Here is a 20,318-nt window from a genome sequence, read left to right as displayed (position 1 = left end):
GCGGCGGAATATCTGGTACGGCGTACCGCAACGCGGGCGTATGGAGCAGGTGAGGCGCTCTTTCAATGCGCTGGTAACGAGCATGAGTCACGCGATTGCCGTGTGAAGCGTAAGAACCTTTGGGGGCCCTCAGGCAGGAACAAGAACTGGCGGTGTTAGCCGCTTTCTTTTGCCTACTTTTCTTTGCGGCGGCAAAGAAAAGTAGGTGCCGCCCCGCACAGGGGCGACGCTTGAACGGCAAACACCGTAACGCGGATGCCAGCGCAAAGGCCAAAAACACCAAACGGCAACGCATAAAGCACGAAGGCATAACGCGGATGCCAGCACAAAGGCGAAGCCAAAAAACCGGAACTACGCCACTGCCCCCAACCGTTTCCCAAGACTAATCACCGCATCAGCAACATACCCAAGCGACTCATAAAAAGCCTGCACATCCGCTTTAGCGCTGAGCACCTGCAGATTCACCTTAGGACACCCGCGCGCGGTAAGCGCGGCTTCAGCATGCCGCACAAGCAAAGTCCCAATCCCAAGGCGCCTGGCCGCCGCCTCGACAGCAAGCGAATACAGCCACCCGCGATGCCCGTCATACCCAGCCATCACAGTTCCAACGATAGCCCCATCCTTCACGGCAACAAAGAACAGTTCAGGCTGCGTAGCGAGCTTATTCGCGATCGACAGATACGGATTACGCTGCGGCCGACTCGCATCCTTATACTCAGGAAACGCTTCGAGCCACAGCGCAATCACGGCATCCGTATCGCCCGCATCGAACACGCGGATCGACAGGGAAGCCGCGCCAATCACAGCGTATCCAGAATCGACCGCAGCATCGCCATCATCTGATCGATCTCTTCCGTCGTCACGTTCAAAGCGGGCATGAAACGCAGCAGATTAGGACGCGCCGCGTTGAGCAGCAACCCATCCGGCTGCATCAAACGCGCCTTCTCGACGATCTGGTTGCCGATATCCTTACCAAGCAGCAGCGCACGGAGCAGACCTTCGCCACGCTCGCCCTCGAAACCACGCTCGGCAGACAGTTCGAGCAGCTTCGTGCGCAGATATTCGCCACGTGCCTTCACGCCATCGAGGAAGCCAGGCGCCGTCAGTTGCGAGATCACCGAATAGCCCGCCGCCGTCATCAACGGATTACCGTTGTACGTGCCGCCCTGGTCGCCCGCTTCGAACACCTCGACATGCTTCTTGCACAACAGCGCGCCAAGCGGCACGCCACTGCCGATACCCTTCGCCAGCGTCATCACGTCCGGCTCGATACCCGACAGCTCATACGCGAACAGCGTGCCCGCACGGCCACAGCCGCTCTGCACTTCATCGACGATCAACAGCAGGTTGTGCTTCTTCGTCAGCTCGCGCAGCTGCTGCATGAACTCGCGCGATGCGGGAAGCACGCCGCCTTCGCCCTGGATCGGCTCGAGCATCACGGCGACGGTCTTGTCGGTGATCAGCTTCTCGACCGACGCGATGTCGTTCAGGTCGGCCTTCGGGAAGCCCGGCACCTGCGGCGCATAGATCGTGTCCCAGCCCGGCTTGCCGCTCGCCGACATCGTCGCGATCGTGCGGCCGTGGAAGCTGTGATCGAACGTGATGATTTCGTACGCGCCGTTCTTGAACTTCTTGCCGTACTTGCGCGCAAGCTTGATCGCGCCTTCGTTCGCTTCGGCGCCGCTGTTCGTGAAGAACACCTTGTCGAAGCAGCTATGCTGCGTGAGCAGGCCCGCGAGCTTCGCCATCGGTTCGTTGTAGAACGCGGGCGACGGATTGATCAGCGTGCGCGCCTGCTGCGTCAGCGCTTCGATCACGCCGTCGTTGCAATGGCCGAGGCTGTTGACGGCCCAGCCCTGAATGAAATCCAGATATCGCTTGCCGGTGTTGTCGTAGAGCCACGAGCCCTTGCCGTGCGTGAAAACGATTTCGGGCCGGTTCGTGATGTACATCAGCGAATCGATCGGATACTCATTGAAGTTCATGGCTACAGGCTCCAGGCAAACAGGGATAAAAAACCGCCTCGGACAACATGGCCCAGCAACGGAAAGAAAGAAGCACGACGGGTACGGCAGAAATACAAAAAGCCACGGCATGCCGTGGCTTTCATGATTCGAACTGCGTGCGCGTTGTTCGCGCGAATCCGTGACGAAGCCAGCGGCGCCCCTAAGGGAGCAGCGAGCGGCGACGTCGAAGTTCGGACTGGATGCGGTTCATGCGCGAAAGAATACGACAATGCCGGCGCCCGTGTAAACCTGCAATTTGCATGTCTTCACGCACTGCCGGCCGTTTCTCACAATCGAAGCGTGCTTGCGCAACGATCAGACGGGGTTCGCGAGATCGGCTGCGCTCGTGAACGAATCCGCATAGAACTCGTCTTCCGGCAGGCGATGATGCTGCGTGAAATCGCGCTGCGCCGACTCGACCATCACCGGCGCGCCGCATGCATACACCTGATACGCCGACAAGTCTGGCAGATCTTCGATGACGGCCCGATGAACGAAGCCGATGCGGCCCGTCCATGCGTCCTCCGCATCCGGTTCCGAGAGAACCGGCACGAACTTGAAGTTCGGAATCTCGCGCGCCCATTGCTCGGCGAGCTCCATCATGTACAGATCTTTCTTGCGGCGTGCGCCCCAGTAGAGCGTCATCGGCCGCGTGATGTTCTTGAACACGGCATGCTCGACGATCGCCTTCAGCGGCGCGAAGCCCGTGCCCGACGCGAGCAGCACGATCGGCTTGTCCGACTCTTCGCGCAGGAAGAACGTGCCGAGCGGCGCCTCGAAGCGCAGGATGTCGCGTTCCTTCATCGTGTTGAAGACGTGATCCGTGAACGCGCCGCCCGGCATGTGGCGGATATGCAGTTCGACGGGACCGTCCGCGTGCGGCGCGCTCGCCATCGAATAGCTGCGGCGCTTGCCATCCTTCAGGATGAATTCGAGGTACTGGCCCGCCATGTATTGCAGGCGCTCGTTCGCGGGCAATTGCAGCTTCAGCACGACGACGTCGTCGGCCTTGCGCTCGATCGCGTTCACGCGGCACGGCAGCTTCTTGATCTGCACGTCGCCGATGCCCGTCACTTCGCGGATGTCGATCTCGAGGTCCGTGCATGCGGTCGCGCAACACAACAGGGCGAGGCCGCGCGTCTTCTCGTCGTTCGACAGCGCCGACGACGAATGCGCGCGCTGCTCGACCTCGCCGCCGACGACCGCGCCCTTGCACGAGCCGCATGCACCGTTCTTGCAGCCGTACGGCAGGCCGATGCCCTGGCGAAGGGCGGCTGTCAGCACGGGTTCGTCAGGTTCCACCTGAAACTGCCGGCCGCTTTGCCGGAGCGTTACGTTGAATGCCATAAGTCGTTCAGTCTTCGAATACAGAAAGTCGGTAACCAATGCGTGTCGTGGATCGCGGCTACAATGCGTCCACGATGAAAGCGACACGAAAATTGCGCAGACCGCGCGTGCTGATCGTCGGTTGCGGCGATGTCGGCATGCGCTGCGTGCGGCAACTGCAAGGACGCGCGCGTCTCTATGCGCTCACCAGTCACGCGGAGCGCCGCGACGAACTGCGCGCGGCAGGCGTCACGCCCATCGTCGGCGATCTCGACGTGCGCGCGAGCCTTGCTCGTCTTGCGCGTCTCGCGCCGACTGTCCTGCATCTCGCGCCTCCGCAAAGAACAGGCGACGTCGACACGCGCACGCGCGCGCTCATCGCCACGCTGACTGCGCGGCGTGTCCGGCGTGTCCGTCATCTTGCGACGGGGCGGTTGCGGCGCGCGCAGCACGGCATTCATGCACGCAAAACATCCAGTATTGTACCCGACGGGGGGTATCCGGCTCCGCGGGCCGGGCATCGGCCGAGCCGGCGTTTGCGTCTCGTCTATGCAAGCACGACGGGGGTCTATGGCGATTGCGGTGGCGCGTGGCTCGACGAAACGCGTCCTGTCGCGCCCGCCAACGAGCGCGCGAAGCGCCGCGTGTCGGCGGAGACGCAATTGCGGCGCGCGGCCGCGCGGCGTGCAATCACGGCGAGCATCGCGCGCATTCCGGGCATCTACGCGGGCAACCGGCTGCCGCTCGCGCGGCTGGAAAAGCGCACCCCGGCGCTCGTCGATGCCAACGACGTCTACACGAATCACATTCACGCCGACGATCTCGCCGCGATCCTGCTGCGCATGTCGACGCACGGCCGATCGTCACGCGTGATCCACGCATCCGACGACACGACGCTGAAAATGGGTGAGTACTTCGACCGGGTGGCGGACGCATTCGGCATCGAGCGCGCGCCGCGCATCGCGCGCGACGAAGCGGAACAGCAGCTCGGCGAGATGATGCTGTCGTTCATGCGCGAGTCGCGGCGCCTCATCAACACGCGTCTGAAGCGTGAGTTGCGCTTCAGGCTGCGCTATCCGAGCGTCGACGACTTTTTGCGCACGGTGGCAAGCCATAGCCGCACGCAGCCGCGCACAGCCAAGCCGTGACGGAAAGCGCAGCGATCAGGTGAGGGCCGGTAGCGCTTCCAGCAACAGGAAGCAGCAGAACGCGCCGATCAGAGCAGCGACCAGATTCGGCTCGTACCTGTGCCGACGATGCATGACGGCCAGCACGCCGCCAATCAGCAAAAGTCCGAGCCCGATGAACGCGAGCATCGCGTATGAAACCGCCAGGTTGCCGTAGATGACCATGGCGCCTCCTTGCCAGCTTTGTAATCTTTGTTGATCCGAGTATAGGACGGGCGTTCGGAGCAAGCATGCTGCGTCGCAGCGTTCTGCAAGGTTTTTGTAGCGGTTTTGTTCGGAATCCCACGTAGTCTCAATGACTTGAACCGACGAGGGCGGGCATTGATCGTTTACCCGTTCCGTAGTGCGCCCAGGGCGGCTTCATCAAGCCATTGCCACGCGCCTTCGGCCAGCGACGCGGGCAACGCCAGCCCGCCGACCCGCTCGCGATGCAGCGCCTCGACGCGGTTGCCCGCCGCCGCGACCATCCGCTTGACCTGATGGTATTTGCCTTCCAGCACGGTGAGTTCCAGCGCATGTTCGCCGCGCGCATGGGCGGCAACGGCGGCGATCGGCTTCGCTTCGCCGTGCAGCAGCACGCCTTCGCGCAACGCGGCGAGTTGCGCGTCGTCGAGTGGATGACGGGTCGTCGCGAGGTAGACCTTCGGCACCTTGCGTTTGGGCGACGTGTACGCGTGGACGAACTGGCCGTCGTCGGAGAGCAGCAGCAGGCCCGTCGTGTCCTGATCGAGCCGGCCGACGCACTGGACGCCGCGTGTCGCGAACTGCGCGGGCAACAGATTGAACACGCTCAGATGATGCTGCGGGTCGCGCGAGCATTCATAGCCCGCAGGCTTGTTAAGCAGGATGTAAGCGCGTTCGCGATAAGGCCATGCCGTGCCGTCGACTTCGAACGCCAGGGCATTCGTATCGACCTTGGCGTCGGGATCGGCGAGGGTCGCGCCGCCGACCGACACGCGGCCGTCCGCGATCAACGCGCGGCACTGGCGGCGCGAACCGAAACCTTGGGAAAAGAGAACGCTTTCGAGATTCATTGGAGCGGGCAGAAGGGCACACACGACTAGCGATGCATCAAATGTCGACGGCGTCCTTCGTGGTGAAGGAGGCCGTCATCGCCTGCATTTTACCCGCCGCCTTGCGTTGCCACGCCCGCGTCAGCGCGACACGAAACTTAGTGCGCGCCCGAGCGCCGCTCGACGAACCGCGCGACGTAGTCGTCGGCGGGCTTCGTGAGGATTTCGTTCGGCGTGCCTTCCTGCACCAGCGTGCCGTCGCGCAGAATCGCGATGCGGTTGCCGATGCGCAGCGCTTCGTCCAGATCGTGCGTGATGAACACGATGGTCTTGTTTAGCGTCGCTTGCAGTTGCAGAAGCTGGTCCTGCATTTCCGTGCGGATCAGCGGATCGAGCGCGGAGAACGCCTCGTCCATCAGCAGCACGTCGGTATCGGCGGCGAGCGCGCGTGCCAGACCCACGCGCTGACGCATGCCGCCCGACAGTTCATCCGGATAGTGATCGCCATATCCGTCGAGCCCGACCTTGCCGAGCCACATGCGCGCCTTCTCGTTTGCTTCCGCCTTGCTCTCGCCGCGCGTGCGCAGCGCATACGCGGTGTTGTCGAGCACGGTCTGATGCGGCAACAGGCCGAAGTTCTGGAACACCATGCTCACCTTGTAGCGGCGCAGTTCGCGCAGGCCGTGCGGATCGAGCTTGATGACGTCCGAACCGTCGATCACGATCTCGCCCGCCGTCGGCTCGATCAGCCGGTTGAAGTGGCGCACGAGCGTCGATTTGCCCGAGCCCGACAGCCCCATGATCACGTAGATTTCGCCCGAACCGATGTGCAGGCTCACGTTGTTTAGGCCGACGTTGCAGCCCGTTTGCGCGAGCACTTCCGGCTTGGTCTTGCCGCTTTTCAGCAGGTCGAGCACGCGCTTGTGTCCCGCTTCCGGGCCAAAAAGCTTGTAGACGTTCTTCACTTCGATCGATGACATGTCCGTGCCCTCCGTCAATCCGCCGTGCGGGTTTCGAGGCCGCTCTGCGTTGCGTTTTCGTTGCCCGCTGCCGCTGCTTCGTCTTCACGCGGCGCCCCTGCATTCCGATACGGAACGCGCGACGCCGCCTTCGCCCTGCGGCGCTGCGCGACGAGCCTGCGCGTGCGGCGGTCCTGCCCGTAACCCTGGCTGATCCGGTCGATGACGATCGCGAGAATCACGATCGCGATGCCCGCCTGCATGCCCTTGCCGATATCGAGCGTCTGGATGCCCGCGAGCACGTCTTCGCCGAGTCCGCGCGAGCCGATCATCGACGCGATCACGACCATCGACAGCGCCATCATCGTGGTCTGGTTGATACCCGCCATGATGCTGGGCCGCGCGAGCGGCAACTGCACGTTGACGAGCAGTTGCCAGCGCGTCGTACCGAACGCGCGCGCCGCTTCGACGACATCCGCATCCACATGGCGGATGCCGAGATCGGTCAGTCGGATCAGCGGCGGCAGCGCGTAAATGATCGTCGCGAGAATCGCGGGCACCTTGCCGAGGCCGAACAGCATCAGCACGGGGATCAGATACACGAAACTCGGCAGCGTCTGCATGATGTCGAGCACGGGCAGCAGCACGCGCCGCATCCACGGGCTGCGCGACGCCCAGATGCCGAGCGGCACGCCGAGCACGACGGACAGCACGGTCGCGACCAGCATCAGCGCGAGCGTCTGCATCAGCTTGTCCCACAGACCGAAGCAGCCGATCACATACAGCAGCAGCACGAAGAAGGCCGCGATGCCGATGCGCCGCGTCGCGTTCAGCGTCAGCAGCCCGACGGCGATCAGGATCGCCAATGCGGGCGTCGCGCGCAGTGCGCCTTCGAGCGGCACCAGCACGTAGCGCAACAGCGCCGTGCTGAAGTCGTGGAAACTGTCACCGTACGCGGCGACGAACGATTGCACATGGTCGTTCACCCAGTCGGCGATCGACAGATGCAGAAAGATCGAATTCATGTTGAAACCCTCCGGTGCGTCATCACGCGTGGCTGCCGCTATCAGCTAGCCAGCGCGGCCTGAACCTTTTGTGCAACGTCGGTCGGCACCCACGCCTTCCACATGTCAGGGTGATCGCGCAGGAACTGTTTCGCCATCGTCGGGCCGTCGATCTTCTTGCTCGTCATCTCGAGGATGGTCTTGTTGAGGAAGTCCATCGGGAAGCTGACCTTCGAGTAGGTGTCCATCAGTTGCGGCTCGGCCTGATAGAACGGTGTCGAGACGCCGACCTTCAGATGCGACACGAGATACGACGACGCGCATTGCGATGTGCTGTTGTCCGCGCGCAGCGTGTCCCAGCACTTCTGGTTGAACGCGGGCATCTTCAGCTGGACGAACTTGTACTTCGCCATCAGCGCTGCGGGTTCCCAGTAATAGAAGAGGATCGGCTTGCCGCGCTGATACGCCGATTCGATCGCGGCATCGAGCGCCGCGCCCGTGCCGGGGCGGAAGTCGGTGTACGCGTCGTCGAGATTCAGCGTCTTCAACAGACGCCGGTTCACGCGCTCGCAATCCCAGCCCGACGGGCAGTTCAGGAAGCGGCCCTTGCCGGGTTCTTCATCGTCTTCGAACACGCCTTTGTACTTCGGCAGATCAGTCACCGAAACCAGGTTGGGCGCGACTGGCTTGATGTTGCGCTTCGCGTCGCCCTTCACGACGTACTCGGGCACGAACCAGCCTTCGTTGGTGCCGCCCGGCAGCGTGTCGCCGAGCAGCTTCACATGGCCGTCGGCAACCGCTTTCGCGATGATCTCCGAGCGGCCCGTCCACTGTTCGGACCACACCTGCAGATCGTCGCGCGACAGCGCCGTTTCCGTCGCGGCCGTGTTGCCGGGGATCGTGTCCGTCTTGCAGCCGTAGCCTTTCTCGGTGATGAAGCGCAGCACTTCCGACGTGAACGAGCCGCTTTCCCACGTGACGCCTGCAAAGCGCACGGGCTTGCCCGCCGAGCACCAGGTGCCGGCGTGAGCGGCGGCGGGCCATAACGCGCCGGCGGCGAGCGCGACCGTGGCGGCGCGCATCAGGGATCTGATCTGCATGGTGTGTCTCCGATTGTGATTGGATGTGTGGCGCTGTCGTCGAGCGCCTTTCAGGCCGAAGTGTCAGCCGTACGTGCTACTGGAACTGAGCGTCGCGGCGAGGATGTCTTCGTCGATGGAAAGACCGAGGCCCGGCGCGTCCGGCAGCGTGATCCAACCTTCGCTGTCGATATCGATCGGGTTCTTCAGCATGAAGTCGCGGCGCTCGATCGACCATTCGGGCGGGTCGTACGGAAATTCGATGAACGGCGCGCTCGCGGCGCCCGCCGTCAGATGCAGGTTCGCGGCGAGGCCGATGCCGTTGCCCCACGTGTGCGGCGTGAAGACCTTGCCGTGCGCCTCGACGGCTTGCGCGAGCTTGCGTAGCCCTTCCATGCCGAGCGAGCACGCGACATCCGGCTGGAACACATCGAGGCAATCGCGTGCGAGCAGTTGATCGAACTCGTAGCGCTCGCGCGTCATCTCGCCACCGGCGATGCGCAATGCCGGCGATACAGCCTTGCGCAGCAGCGCCATGCCGTCGTAGTCGCCGCGATGCAGCGGCTCTTCCATCCAGTAAACGCGCTGTTTTTCCAGTTCGCGTGCGACGGCGAGCGCTTCATCGAAGGTCCACGGCGCGGCCGTGTCCCACGGCATGCGCCAGCCCTGATTGCAATCGACCATCAGTTCGAGCCGGTCGCCGACGGCTTCGCGCACGGCGGCGAGCACAGCGAAATCGTCTTTCAGCTGCGGACGTCCGAAGCGGATCTTGAGCGCCGGAAAACCGCGTTCGACGACATGCAGCGCCATGCGCGCCATTTCGTCGGGACGGCGATGCACGCCGCTCGACGCGTACGCGCGAATCCGGTTGCTACGCCCGCCCGCCATCCGCCAGCATGCTTCGCCGCGGATTTTCCCGGCGAGGTCCCACAGTGCGATATCGAGCGGCCACGGACGGCCGGCGTGAAAGCCGATGTTGTCGAGCACGGCGCTGTGGCGCGCGAGGTCGAGCGGATCGGTGCCGATGAATAGATGCTGATAGTCGGCGAAGCCGTACATCGCGTCGCCGGAGCCGATGCCGACGTGGCCGGCGTCGTCGTGGACGCGCACGATCGTCGCGGGAAATTTGCGGCGCGGCTGGCTATCCCACGAGGCGGGGAAGGGCGGGTCGAGCACCAGTTGATGGTGCGTTACTTCGATGCGGGTGATGCGGGTCGTTTGCGCGGTCCGGCTTGCGGCCTCGCTTGTTGCGCGATCCATCAGGCGTCTCCTCCTGAATTGACGCAGTGCGGCATTCAATGTGATGCGCAATGCGTTTCGAATGGGATAAGAATGACGCCATGCTATGAAGGTGACGCAGGCAACTCAATCGCTTCAATAAAAGTAAATGACTGCATCCAATTCTGGGATATGCGTTGCGTATCATCCGAATGACACAACTCAACAAACTTCCGGAGACCGTCGCATCATGGCGATGAATGCCTGGCTGCCAAGAATCGAGGCGGGCAGCGAACCGAAATATCAGGTGATTGCGCGTGCGTTCGCGCAGGCCATCCTCAACGGGCAATTGCCCGCCGGGGAGAAGCTGCCGCCACACCGTTCGCTTGCAAGCGAGCTGAAAGTGACGACGGGCACGATCAGCCGTGCTTATGCCGAACTGGAGCGCCAGGGCCTCGCGAATGCGCGCGTCGGCGACGGCACGTATGTCGCGCAGGCGCGCTCGCGCGAGCTGCCGCCTGCTTCCAACGGCTACGCGACGCTGCGTCCCGGCGCGGCCAGCGCGCCGCCGCTGATCGATCTCGGTCAGAACGTGCCGCAATCGACGGAAGAAGCCGCCGCGCTGTCCACCACGCTCGCCGAGATCGCCACCGACCAGCGTCTCGCAGCCGAATTGCTGCAATACGCGCCAGAAGCCGGCTCGATGCGCCATCGGCTCGCGGGCGCCGCGTGGCTCGGCCGCGCGGGCAGTCCGGCGAGCGCCGCGCGCGTGCTCGTCACGCAGGGCGCGCAGCATGCGCTCGCGTCGGTGCTGCGCGCCGTCACCCGTCCGGGCGACACGGTGCTGGCCGAAGTGGTCAGCTATCCGGGCATCATTGCGCTCGCGCGGCAACTGCGGCTGCATCTCGTCGGCGTCGAAATCGACCAGGAAGGGCTTGTGCCCGCCGCGCTGGAACTCGCGTGCAAGTCGCTGCATCCGCGCGCGATCTTCTGTGTGCCGACCATTCACAATCCGACCACGGCGACGATGTCAGAGCAACGGCGCGACGCCGTCGCGGAAATCCTGCAGCGTCACAGCGTGCTGCTTATCGAGGACATCGTCCCGGCAATGCTGATGGAAGCGCCGCCCGAGCCGCTCGCCGTGCGCATGCCGGAGCAGGCATTCCTGATCGCGGGGCTGTCGAAGTCGGTGGCGCCCGGCTTGCGGGTTGGCTATCTGCAGGCGCCGAGCGCGTGGTGCTCGAAGATCGCCGCCGTGATCCGCAGCGATTGCTGGATGACGGCGCCGCTGATGGCCGAGATCGTGTCGCGCTGGATCGAAAGCGGCGAGATGGACCGGCTCAACGCATTGCAGCGCGCGCGCATCGATGCCGAGCACGCGATCGCGAACGAAGCGCTCGAAGGCGTCACGTACCGGCACGCGTCAACCAGTTCGCACCTTTGGCTGCCGCTGCCCGAGCCGTGGCGCGCGGCGGAATTCGCCGCCGCGCTGCGCCAGGAAGGCGTGCTCGTGAAAACGGCCGACAGCTTCGTGATCGGCCGCAACGCCGCGCCGCATGCGATCCGCGTGTGCATGAGCGGCGCTGTCTCGCTCGATGCGCTCGCGCGCGGCCTCGCGCTGATTCGCACAACGCTCGATCACGGGTTGGAAAGCGGCATGGCGTCGTCGTATGCGCCTTGATGCGCAGTTTGTTGTGACGGAAGCACAGAGCAAGAAGCGGAGCGTAACGATCGGCTGAAACCGTGACGATGGGTTTTTCGTCATCGCGTCACGGAGGCTGCCGATGCGCTTTCCCTTGCCGTTTTCCTCATCCCGCGCGAGCTTGCCCGCGCCGTTCCAGCAACTCGCGTGGTCGAACCTGATCGCGCAATCCGCCGAGCAGATCAGTCTTGCCGCCGCGCCGCTCGTCGCCGTATTCACGCTCGGTGCGACCGCGCGCGACACCGGGCTGCTGCAAACCGCGCAGACCTTGCCCTTCCTGCTGCTGTCGATACCGCTTGGCGTCTACGCCGACCGCCGTTCGCGCCGCGCGTTGATGGCGGTGTCGGAGGGCGTGCGCGCGCTGGCGATGGCGAGCGTGCTGCTGCTCGTGCTGGCGCATGCGTTGACGCTGCCGTTGCTCGCCGTGCTGGGCTTTCTTGGCGCAACGGGCACGGTGGCGTACAGCGTCGCCTCACCGGCGCTCGTGCCTTCACTCGTTTCGCGCGATGTGCTTCCCGCCGCGAATGGACGCATCGAACTGGCGCGCAGCGTCGCCTATTCGGCGGGGCCGGCACTGGGCGGGCTGCTGGTCGGCTGGATCGGCGCGGGCTGGGCTTACGGCTGCGCGGCGGCGCTGTCGACGCTCGCGGCCGCGTTGCTCGCGGGCCTGCGCGAGCCGCCGCGCGCGACGACAGCTACGCGCCATTTCATGGTCGAACTGCGCGACGGCGCGCGCTTCGTGTTCAACGACGCCTTGCTGCGTCCGATGCTCGCGACAGCCGTGTTCTTCAACATTGGGTTTTTCACGCTGCAGGCGGTGTACGTGCCGTATGCCGTGCATCGGCTGGGTTTGAGCGCGTCGGCGATTGGTGCGACGTTGGGCGCGTTCGGCATCGGCATGGTGTGCGGCGCGCTCGCCGCGCCTTCCGTCGCGCGGCGGATGACGTTCGGGCGCATGTTGCTGGTTGGGCCGTTTTGCGGACTGGCCGCTTCGCTGGTGATGGTCGCGACGCTCGCCGTGCCGTCGTTCTGGCTCGCGGCGGCGAGCTTCTTCCTGATGGGCGCGGGGCCGATCCTGTGGACGGTCGGCTCGACGACGCTGCGTCAGGCGATCACGCCCGCCGGCATGATGGGCCGCGTGTCGGCGCTCAACAGCACGGCGACCTATGGCGCGCGGCCCGTGGGCGCGCTGCTCGGCGCGGCGATCAGCGCGCGCTTCGGCATGGATGCCTGCCTCGTCGCGGCCGCGCTCGGCTTTGCGGTGCAGGCGTGGATCATCGTAATTTCACCGGCGGCGCGGCTCGCGCGGATTCCGGACGGCGGCGCGGCGCTGTCGCCGTGAAGCCGCCCGCGATCCACGGCCGTCATTCCTTACCGAACTCCTTCGCCGCCCGGTCGATTGCATCCGCCGTCGCGCCCGCATGCGCGACGGGCATCAGATGGCTCGACGGCGTCTCGACGATCGTCGCGCCGATCCGATGCGCCATCCAGCGCTGGATTTCCGGCGGCACGGCGCGATCGCGCGACGTCACGATGTAAAACGACGGCTTGTAGCGCCACGCGGCTTGCGTCGCGTGTTCCTCGAAGGCTTTGGCGGCGATCGGCTGCTGCGCGGCGACGAGCACGCGCGTCAGGGTTTCGGGCACGTCTGCGGCGAAATCGCTGTGGTATCGCGCGGGATCGAGCCACAGAAAGCCGGTGCTGTCCTTGATCATCGCTGAGCCGATGGGCGCCTGCGGGCCGCGCTTGAGGATATCGACGGCTGACTCGCCGACGTCCGGCGCGATGGCCGCGACATAGACGAGGCCGACCACCTTCGACGCGTCTGGTCCCGAGCCGGCCTCCGTAATCACGACGCCGCCCCACGAATGCCCGACCAGCACGGTCGGACCGGATAGTTGAGCGAGCACCCGTCTTGTCGCGGCGAGGTCGTCGGCCAGCGACGTCAGCGGAATCTGCACCGACGCAACCCGATAGCCTTTCTTCTGCAGCCGCGCAATCACGCCGTTCCAGCTCGAACCGTCGACGAACGCGCCATGCACGAGCACGATGTTCTGCACCGGGCCGCTGGGCGGCGCAGCAACGGCGGCGGGGCGGGGCGCGGGCGCTGGAGCCGGTGCCGCCGCGGGTGGCGGCGGTGCGGGCTCGGCGGCGGCAGGCGCGGGCGGAGCGGGTGGCACATCCGGCGCAGGTGCGGCGGTCGGCGCCGCCGCTGGCGCGGGCTGTCCCGTCTGCGCGAACACGCCGGTTGTGGCGACGCAAGCGCCAAGGAGAACGGCATAGAGCAGACGTTTCGGCGACATGGCGACTCCATCGGCTGGACGGGATTCTGCGAACATACCGAACGCAGGCCAGGGTGACAACCGCTATCACACGGAGTTTTCGGACACGTTGCGCAACGGTTTGGCGGTTGCGTGGAAATCTGTCGCGGCGGCGTCGATGCGGGCGCAGCGCGCTGCGACGCGGAACGCGCCGGGCGTGCCCAATAGGTGGGCACTACGTCGAAGGGTACAATTTACGGTTTTTCCGGACGGGTTTGGTCCGGGCAGTACGTATTCAATGCAGTGGAGTGAGACATCTTGAACAACGGACAGCAGCACGACGGCCTGAAGCGTGGCCTGAAAAACCGGCATATCCAGCTGATTGCGCTGGGTGGAGCGATCGGAACGGGCCTTTTTCTCGGCTCGGCGGGTGTATTGAAGTCGGCGGGGCCGTCGATGATTCTCGGCTACGCGATTGGCGGCTTCATCGCGTTTCTGATCATGCGGCAGCTCGGCGAAATGGTGGCGCAGGAACCCGTCGCAGGCTCGTTCAGCCACTTCGCGTACAAGTACTGGGGCGATTTCCCCGGCTTCCTGTCCGGCTGGAACTACTGGGTGCTGTATGTGCTCGTCAGCATGGCCGAACTGACGGCTGTCGGCACCTATGTGCATTTCTGGTGGCCGCAGGTACCGGCGTGGGTGTCGGCGCTCGTGTGCTTTGTCATCATCAACGCGATCAACCTCACGAACGTGAAGGCGTACGGCGAGACCGAGTTCTGGTTCGCGATCATCAAGGTCGTGGCCGTGATCGGGATGATCGTATTCGGCGGCTATCTGCTGCTGAGCGGGCATGGCGGTCCGCAGGCGTCGATCTCGAACCTGTGGAGCAAGGGCGGTTTCTTCCCGTATGGCTTCCACGGCCTGTTCATGATGCTCGCCGTGATCATGTTCTCGTTCGGCGGGCTGGAACTGATCGGCATCACGGCCGCCGAAGCCGACAATCCGCAGAAGAGCATTCCGAAGGCCGTGAACCAGGTGATCTACCGGATTCTGATTTTCTACATCTGCTCGCTGGTCGTGCTGCTGTCGCTGTATCCGTGGAATCAGGTGGCGGAAGGCGGTAGCCCGTTCGTGATGATCTTTTCGCAGATCGGCGCGGGTTTGACCGCGAATGTTCTTAATGTGGTCGTGTTGACGGCGGCATTGTCGGTGTACAACAGCGGCGTCTATGCGAATAGCCGCATGCTGTACGGCCTCGCCGAGCAGGGCAATGCGCCGCGCGCGTTGCTCAAGGTTGATCGACGCGGCGTGCCGTACATGGCGATCGGCCTGTCGGCCGTCGCGACGTTCGCTTGCGTGATCATCAATTACCTGATTCCCGCGAAGGCGCTCGACGTGCTGATGGCGCTGGTCGTCGCTGCGCTGGTGCTGAACTGGTCGCTGATCAGCCTCACGCATCTGAAGTCGCGTCGCGCGATGCTCGCGCAGGGTGAGACGCTCGTTTTCCGGTCGCTGTGGTTCCCGGTCGGCAATTGGATCTGTCTTGCGTTCATGGCGATGATTCTCGTCATTCTCGCGATGACGCCAGGACTCAATGTGTCGGTGCTGCTGGTGCCCGTGTGGCTTTTCTTGATGTGGGTCGGCTATGTTGTGAAGCGCAAGCGCGCGGCTGCGCATCAGTTGGCGGGTGCGGCGGGCGGGCGCTGAAGCGCGCCGCATTCTGACGCTGTCGACGAAACAGAAGCCGGATTGGCCGTAAGGCGATCCGGCTTTTTTGCGCGCATGGCGCGCGGCCAGAAAACACAAAACCCGCGGCATCTAACGATGATCGCGGGTTCGTGCGAAGCTGAATTCTGGTGCCCAGGGCCGGACTCGAACCGGCACGCCTTGCGGCGGGGGATTTTGAGTCCCCTGCGTCTACCTGTTTCACCACCTGGGCTTGTGTTGCGGCCTTTGCAGGCTGTCTCGCACGGCTTTGACGCCAGGCGAAGACGCAGATTATGGCGGAAAACCTGTCGGCGGGCAAGTTGGCCCGTCGTTGCGATTAGACCGTCCGCGAAAAGCGCTGCATCGTCTGCTGACCGAGGTAGCGGTCGAACACCATCGCGATGTTGCGCACGAGCATCCGTCCGGCGAGTTCTACATCGAGCCGCCGTGCGCCGATCTTCACCAGCCCGTCGTCCTCGAAGGCGCGCAGCCGCTCCAGTTCCGGCGCGAACGTGTCATGAAAGCGGATGCCGTACGCAGCTTCGAACTCGTCGAAGCGTAGTTCGAGATTGCACATCAGTTGCGTGATGATGTCGCGGCGCAAGCGGTCGTCGGCGGTGAGGCGCACGCCGCGTTTGATCGCCAGTTCGCCTTGGTCGATTGCTGACGCATAGCCCGTCAGGTCTTTCGCGTTTTGCGCATACACATCGCCGACCTTGCCGATCGACGACGCCCCGAAGCCGATCAGATCGCATTCGGCGCGCGTGCTGTAGCCCTGGAAATTCCGATGCAGCGTGCGCTTCGCCTGAGCGCGCGCGAGCTCGTCGGTGGGCAGCGCGAAGTGGTCCATGCCGATGTAGACATAGCCCGCGCCCGTCAGCCGCTCGACCACGAGCCGCAGCAGCGCGAGCCGCTCGGCAGGCGAGGGCAGCGTAGATGCATCCATCTGCCGCTGCATCTTGAAGAGCTGCGGCATGTGCGCGTAGCCGAACACGGAGAGCCTGTCGGGCGCGAGTTCGAGCATCGTATCGAGCGTCCTGCTGAAGCTCCTGACCGTCTGATACGGCAGCCCGTAGATCAAATCGACGCCGATCGAATGAAAGCCCGTCGCCCGCGCGGCGCAGATCACGCTGGCCGTCATTTCGAGCGGCTGGATGCGGTTGATCGCGCGCTGCACGACGGGATCGAAGTCCTGCACGCCGAGACTCAGCCGGTTGAAGCCGAGATTGCGCAAATGGACGATGGTCTTCGGCGATGCTTCGCGCGGATCGACTTCGATCGAGAACTCGCCTTCGGCGTCGCTGCGCAGCAGGAAGTGCTCGTGCGTCGTCGCCATCAGCTCGGTCATTTCGTCGTGCGACAGAAACGTTGGCGTGCCGCCGCCCCAATGCAGTTGCGACACGGGACGCGCGGTATCGAACAGCGACGCCTGCAACGCGATCTCGCGCTTGAGGCGCGCGAGATACGGCGCCGAGCGCGCGCGGTTCTTCGTCACGACCTTGTTGCAGCCGCAGTAGAAGCAGACGGTGTCGCAAAACGGAATGTGGAAGTACAGCGACAGGTCGGTTTCCGTTGCGCCTTTGTCGGCGGCGGCGCGGCGATAGTTATCGAGCGGGAAGTCGTCGCGGAACTGAAGGGCGGTTGGATAGGACGTGTAGCGCGGGCCGTTCGCGCTGTATTTGGCGAGCAGGTCGGGGCGGAACAGCGAATCCGCCGAGGGGAAGAATGGGCCGGAAGGAGCGGTGTTCATCGGATGGTCTCCAGACGCCCGCCGGATGATGCGCAAGCCGCTTCGGATGCGGCTCGCAGTGACGCCCGGGTGAACCGGGCAGGCGCCGCGCGTGCGTGGGTTGAGCTCGAACGAGTGTACGGGAGCACATGCGCGAGAGATCGGGTAAAAAGGTCGCACTCGGCAGATGGCACAATGCTGGTTTGATCGGCGTCAAGTTTTCGAACGATTTTTCCGCCGTTTTAGCGTGTTCGTGTTTCAGGAAGTGCGTAGTGTCCGTCCATTTGTCTCAACCGCCGTCCGCGACCGCGGATCACGCGTGCCGCCCCGATTGCGGCGCGTGCTGCATCGCGCCGTCGATCACCAGCCCGATTCCGGGTATGCCGAATGGCAAGCCCGCAGGCGTGCGCTGCGTGCAGCTCGGCGACGATCTGCGCTGCGCGATTTTCGGCAAGCCGGAACGTCCGGCCTGTTGCTCGGGTCTACAGCCGCAGGCGGAAATGTGCGGCAGCTCGCGCGATGAGGCGCTCGTCTGGCTCGCGCGTCTGGAGGCCGACACTCGGCCGTGACCGTGGCCCGGCTTTTGGCACAGCTCATCCGCCGGAAAACAGTCACTCGAATCCGTGCGCCGATAAAGTCCGGAAAATGAACCGACACCGACGCGGCGCGCGCCGTTTCACAGCGGCCATCGTGGATGGCCGACAGGAGAATCCGCATGACCCAATCCGCTGCGCCCGCACGGCGCCGCTTTCTGATTTCCACGCTGTCCCTCTGCGCGGCCGCGAGCGTCACGGCGCCGCTCGCCGCGTGCGCAACGTCGACGTTTCCGTTTATTCCGGATCACTACACGTTTTCGCAAAAGCAGGTTCAGGACGCCGTCCAACGCAAGTTTCCGTATCAACGCACGGTGTCGCAGGTGCTCGATGTCGCGTTGAGCAATCCTGTCGTCGGCTTGCTGCCCGATACGAACCGCGTGTCGGTGCGGGTCGATGCGCGGCTCGCCAGTCCGTTCCTTCAGCAGCCCGTGAACGGCGTGCTCACGCTGTCGAGCCAGCTCGAATACGATCCGCAGAGCCGTTCCGTCGTGCTGCGCTCGCCCAATGTCGACAACGTCAGCGTCGACGGCAACGCGCAAGCCTACGCGCAGCAGATCAACGCGGCCGCCGCGCTGATGGCCACCCAGCTGCTGGCCAACTATCCCGTCTACACATTCAAGCCCGAGCAGCTGCAATTTGCCGGAGTGAACTACGAACCCGGTACAATCACGGTCCTTACAAACGGCATACGCGTGCAGATCGTCGAAAAGTGACGCATGCGCGGCCGGACGGCCGCGCCATCCTGTCTGACGCGGCCGCGCATCGCCTACCAACTCCAAGCTAAAAGGCCACGGATGGACTGGATACTCACGTTGAAGGCGCTGATTCTCGGCGTCGTGGAAGGCTTGACCGAATTTTTGCCGGTGTCGAGCACGGGTCACCTGATCGTCGCGGGCAGCGTGCTCAACTTCGATGTGCCGCAGGAAAAGACTTTCGATGTCGTGATCCAGCTCGGCGCGATTCTCGCTGTCTGCTGGGAGTTCCGGCAGCGCATCGTCGATGTCGTGTCGGGGCTCGGGACGCGGCCTGCGGCGCGCCGTTTCACGCTGAACGTGATCATCGCGACGATTCCGGCGATCGTGCTGGGCCTGCTGTTCGAGAAAGCGATCAAGGCGGTGCTGTTTTCGCCCGTGCCTGTCGCGCTTGCGCTGGTGGTGGGCGGCGTGCTGATTCTCTGGGTCGAGTCGCGGCAGCGCAGCCGGCCCGACGTCCAGGCGCGCGTGCATTCGGTGGACGACATGAGCCCGCTCGACGCGCTCAAGGTCGGCCTCGCGCAATGCTTTGCGCTGATCCCTGGCATGTCGCGCTCGGGTTCGACGATTATCGGCGGCATGCTTTTCGGGCTCGACCGGCGCGTCGCGACCGAGTTCTCGTTCTTCCTCGCGATTCCGATCATTTTCGGCGCGACCGTCTACGAACTCCACAAGGGATGGCACGAACTGTCGACGGATGCGCTCGGGCTTTTCTCGATCGGCTTTCTGGCGGCGTTCGTCAGCGCCTTTGCGTGCGTGCGCTGGCTGCTGCGCTACATCGCGGCGCACGATTTCAGCGCGTTTGCCTGGTATCGGATCGGCTTCGGTCTGTTGATCCTGCTGATCGGCTATAGCGGCGGGTTGAGCTGGGCGGATTGAGATTTACAGCGTCGGATGGATGCAAAAACGGCCTGCGGTTTGCTAACCGCAGGCCGTTTCCGTTTCTGTAGCCGATGTTGCGCTTCAGCTATTCGGGCGACGTTTGTAAATCAGATCCCACACGCCGTGCCCGAGGCGCAGGCCGCGCTTCTCGAACTTCGTCACCGGACGATAGTCGGGGCGCGGCGCGTAACCATCGGCGGTGTTCTCCAAAGCGGGCTCTGCGCCGAGCACTTCGAGCATCTGCTCCGCATAGTTCTGCCAGTCGGTCGCGCAATGGATATACGCGCCCGGCTTCATGCGCGACACCAGTAGCGCGACGAACTTCGGCTGGATCAGGCGGCGCTTGTGATGACGCGCCTTATGCCACGGATCGGGAAAGAAGATATGCACGCCATCCAGACTAGCAGGCGCGATCATGTTTTCGAGCACCTCGACGGCGTCGTGCTGGATGATGCGGATGTTCGACAGGTTCTGGTCGCCCATCAGCTTCAGCAGCGCGCCGACACCCGGCTCATGCACTTCGACGCCGAGAAAGTCGTCGTCGGTGCGGTGCGACGCGATCTCGGCAGTGGTCGCGCCCATACCGAAACCGATCTCCAGAATGCGCGGCGCGCGGCGGCCGAAGACTGTCTCCCAGTCCGGCTGCTCTGGCGTGTAGGGCACGACGAAGCGAGGGCCGAGTTCGTCCATCGCGCGGCGCTGTCCCGTCGACACGCGGCCGGCACGCGTCACGAAACTGCGGATACGGCGCAGGTGCAGCGCGTTGTCGGACGCAGCGGCGTCGGCGGTTTCGGTCGGTTCGGGCAGTTTGTCGCTGGGAAGCTCGGAAGGGTCGCGCGGCAAACCGGCTTCGTTCGGATCGTGAATCATCTTGATGAAAGCAAGGGTGGCGGCGGG

Annotated in this window: 19 protein-coding genes and 1 tRNA gene; 7 read left to right on the top strand and 13 right to left on the bottom strand. The window is 64.1% G+C overall.

Annotation, left to right across the window (positions count from 1 at the left end; translation table 11 throughout):
* Window positions 1-351: 351 nt before the first annotated feature.
* From BLT65_RS36735 to BLT65_RS36725, 3 genes are all read right to left on the bottom strand, one after another.
* Window positions 352-804: a GNAT family acetyltransferase gene (locus BLT65_RS36735; protein ID WP_091787605.1), complete on the bottom strand. Its 453-nt coding sequence runs from the start codon at window positions 802-804 to the stop codon at window positions 352-354.
* Complete coding sequence (locus BLT65_RS36730) at window positions 801-1,985, bottom strand: acetylornithine transaminase (protein WP_042310471.1); 1,185 nt, start codon at window positions 1,983-1,985, stop codon at window positions 801-803. The genes BLT65_RS36735 and BLT65_RS36730 overlap by 4 nt, the downstream gene beginning before the upstream one ends.
* Before the next feature lie 336 nt (window positions 1,986-2,321).
* Window positions 2,322-3,353 (bottom strand): CDP-6-deoxy-delta-3,4-glucoseen reductase, encoded by a 1,032-nt coding sequence (locus BLT65_RS36725; protein WP_042310472.1) that lies wholly within the window; start codon window positions 3,351-3,353, stop codon window positions 2,322-2,324.
* A gap of 74 nt (window positions 3,354-3,427) precedes the next feature.
* Between BLT65_RS36725 and BLT65_RS36720 the strand changes: the two genes are divergently transcribed.
* Complete coding sequence (locus tag BLT65_RS36720) at window positions 3,428-4,480, top strand: NAD-dependent epimerase/dehydratase family protein (RefSeq protein ID WP_091787685.1); 1,053 nt, start codon at window positions 3,428-3,430, stop codon at window positions 4,478-4,480.
* Window positions 4,481-4,495: 15 nt separating this feature from the next.
* Here BLT65_RS36720 and BLT65_RS36715 read toward each other — a convergent pair whose 3' ends face one another.
* From BLT65_RS36715 to BLT65_RS36690, 6 genes are all read right to left on the bottom strand, one after another.
* A complete protein-coding gene (locus tag BLT65_RS36715; protein WP_091787602.1) occupies window positions 4,496-4,684 on the bottom strand; it encodes a hypothetical protein in 189 nt (62 codons plus the stop codon).
* A 164-nt stretch (window positions 4,685-4,848) separates the two neighbouring features.
* A complete protein-coding gene (locus BLT65_RS36710) occupies window positions 4,849-5,553 on the bottom strand; it encodes a pseudouridine synthase (protein WP_091787599.1) in 705 nt (234 codons plus the stop codon).
* A gap of 137 nt (window positions 5,554-5,690) precedes the next feature.
* Window positions 5,691-6,512 (bottom strand): quaternary amine ABC transporter ATP-binding protein, encoded by an 822-nt coding sequence (locus BLT65_RS36705; RefSeq protein ID WP_009769519.1) that lies wholly within the window; start codon window positions 6,510-6,512, stop codon window positions 5,691-5,693.
* Window positions 6,513-6,526: 14 nt separating this feature from the next.
* Window positions 6,527-7,516: an ABC transporter permease gene (locus tag BLT65_RS36700; protein ID WP_042310478.1), complete on the bottom strand. Its 990-nt coding sequence runs from the start codon at window positions 7,514-7,516 to the stop codon at window positions 6,527-6,529.
* Between the two features lie 41 nt (window positions 7,517-7,557).
* The gene (locus BLT65_RS36695) at window positions 7,558-8,595 is read right to left on the bottom strand and encodes an ABC transporter substrate-binding protein (RefSeq protein WP_091787596.1); all 1,038 of its coding nucleotides are present in this window, start codon (window positions 8,593-8,595) and stop codon (window positions 7,558-7,560) included.
* Window positions 8,596-8,658: 63 nt separating this feature from the next.
* A complete protein-coding gene (locus BLT65_RS36690; protein ID WP_091787593.1) occupies window positions 8,659-9,834 on the bottom strand; it encodes a mandelate racemase/muconate lactonizing enzyme family protein in 1,176 nt (391 codons plus the stop codon).
* Window positions 9,835-10,042: 208 nt separating this feature from the next.
* Between BLT65_RS36690 and BLT65_RS36685 the strand changes: the two genes are divergently transcribed.
* Window positions 10,043-11,473, top strand: coding sequence for an aminotransferase-like domain-containing protein (locus tag BLT65_RS36685; protein WP_091787590.1), 1,431 nt, complete (start codon window positions 10,043-10,045; stop codon window positions 11,471-11,473).
* 103 nt (window positions 11,474-11,576) lie between these two features.
* On the top strand, window positions 11,577-12,836 hold the full coding sequence (locus BLT65_RS36680; protein ID WP_091787587.1) for an MFS transporter: 1,260 nt from the start codon (window positions 11,577-11,579) through the stop codon (window positions 12,834-12,836).
* A gap of 22 nt (window positions 12,837-12,858) precedes the next feature.
* On the opposite strand, the gene BLT65_RS36675 is transcribed toward BLT65_RS36680, so the two are convergent.
* A complete protein-coding gene (locus tag BLT65_RS36675) occupies window positions 12,859-13,797 on the bottom strand; it encodes an alpha/beta fold hydrolase (RefSeq protein WP_091787584.1) in 939 nt (312 codons plus the stop codon).
* Between the two features lie 276 nt (window positions 13,798-14,073).
* Between BLT65_RS36675 and BLT65_RS36670 the strand changes: the two genes are divergently transcribed.
* The gene (locus BLT65_RS36670) at window positions 14,074-15,462 is read left to right on the top strand and encodes an amino acid permease (protein WP_091787581.1); all 1,389 of its coding nucleotides are present in this window, start codon (window positions 14,074-14,076) and stop codon (window positions 15,460-15,462) included.
* 147 nt (window positions 15,463-15,609) lie between these two features.
* Here the strand turns inward: BLT65_RS36670 and BLT65_RS36665 are convergent.
* Window positions 15,610-15,694 (bottom strand) — tRNA-Leu (locus tag BLT65_RS36665).
* Between the two features lie 105 nt (window positions 15,695-15,799).
* Window positions 15,800-17,212 carry an oxygen-independent coproporphyrinogen III oxidase gene (hemN, locus tag BLT65_RS36660; RefSeq protein WP_091787578.1) on the bottom strand — a complete coding sequence of 471 codons (1,413 nt, stop codon included), beginning with the start codon at window positions 17,210-17,212 and terminating at the stop codon, window positions 15,800-15,802.
* A 251-nt stretch (window positions 17,213-17,463) separates the two neighbouring features.
* Between hemN and BLT65_RS36655 the strand changes: the two genes are divergently transcribed.
* The 3 genes from BLT65_RS36655 (at window position 17,464) to BLT65_RS36645 (ending at window position 19,418) form a co-directional block, all read left to right on the top strand.
* Complete coding sequence (locus BLT65_RS36655; RefSeq protein WP_042310491.1) at window positions 17,464-17,760, top strand: YkgJ family cysteine cluster protein; 297 nt, start codon at window positions 17,464-17,466, stop codon at window positions 17,758-17,760.
* Window positions 17,761-17,906: 146 nt separating this feature from the next.
* Window positions 17,907-18,500: a DUF1439 domain-containing protein gene (locus BLT65_RS36650; RefSeq protein WP_091787575.1), complete on the top strand. Its 594-nt coding sequence runs from the start codon at window positions 17,907-17,909 to the stop codon at window positions 18,498-18,500.
* A gap of 81 nt (window positions 18,501-18,581) precedes the next feature.
* Window positions 18,582-19,418, top strand: coding sequence for an undecaprenyl-diphosphate phosphatase (locus BLT65_RS36645; RefSeq protein ID WP_091787572.1), 837 nt, complete (start codon window positions 18,582-18,584; stop codon window positions 19,416-19,418).
* Window positions 19,419-19,502: 84 nt separating this feature from the next.
* On the opposite strand, the gene trmB is transcribed toward BLT65_RS36645, so the two are convergent.
* The gene (gene trmB, locus BLT65_RS36640) at window positions 19,503-20,291 is read right to left on the bottom strand and encodes a tRNA (guanosine(46)-N7)-methyltransferase TrmB (RefSeq protein WP_091787682.1); all 789 of its coding nucleotides are present in this window, start codon (window positions 20,289-20,291) and stop codon (window positions 19,503-19,505) included.
* Window positions 20,292-20,318: the final 27 nt, after the last annotated feature.

The sequence above is a fragment of the Paraburkholderia steynii genome, from assembly GCF_900100565.1.
GTDB lineage: Bacteria > Pseudomonadota > Gammaproteobacteria > Burkholderiales > Burkholderiaceae > Paraburkholderia > Paraburkholderia terrae.
This window is presented reverse-complemented; position numbering and strand designations above follow the sequence as displayed.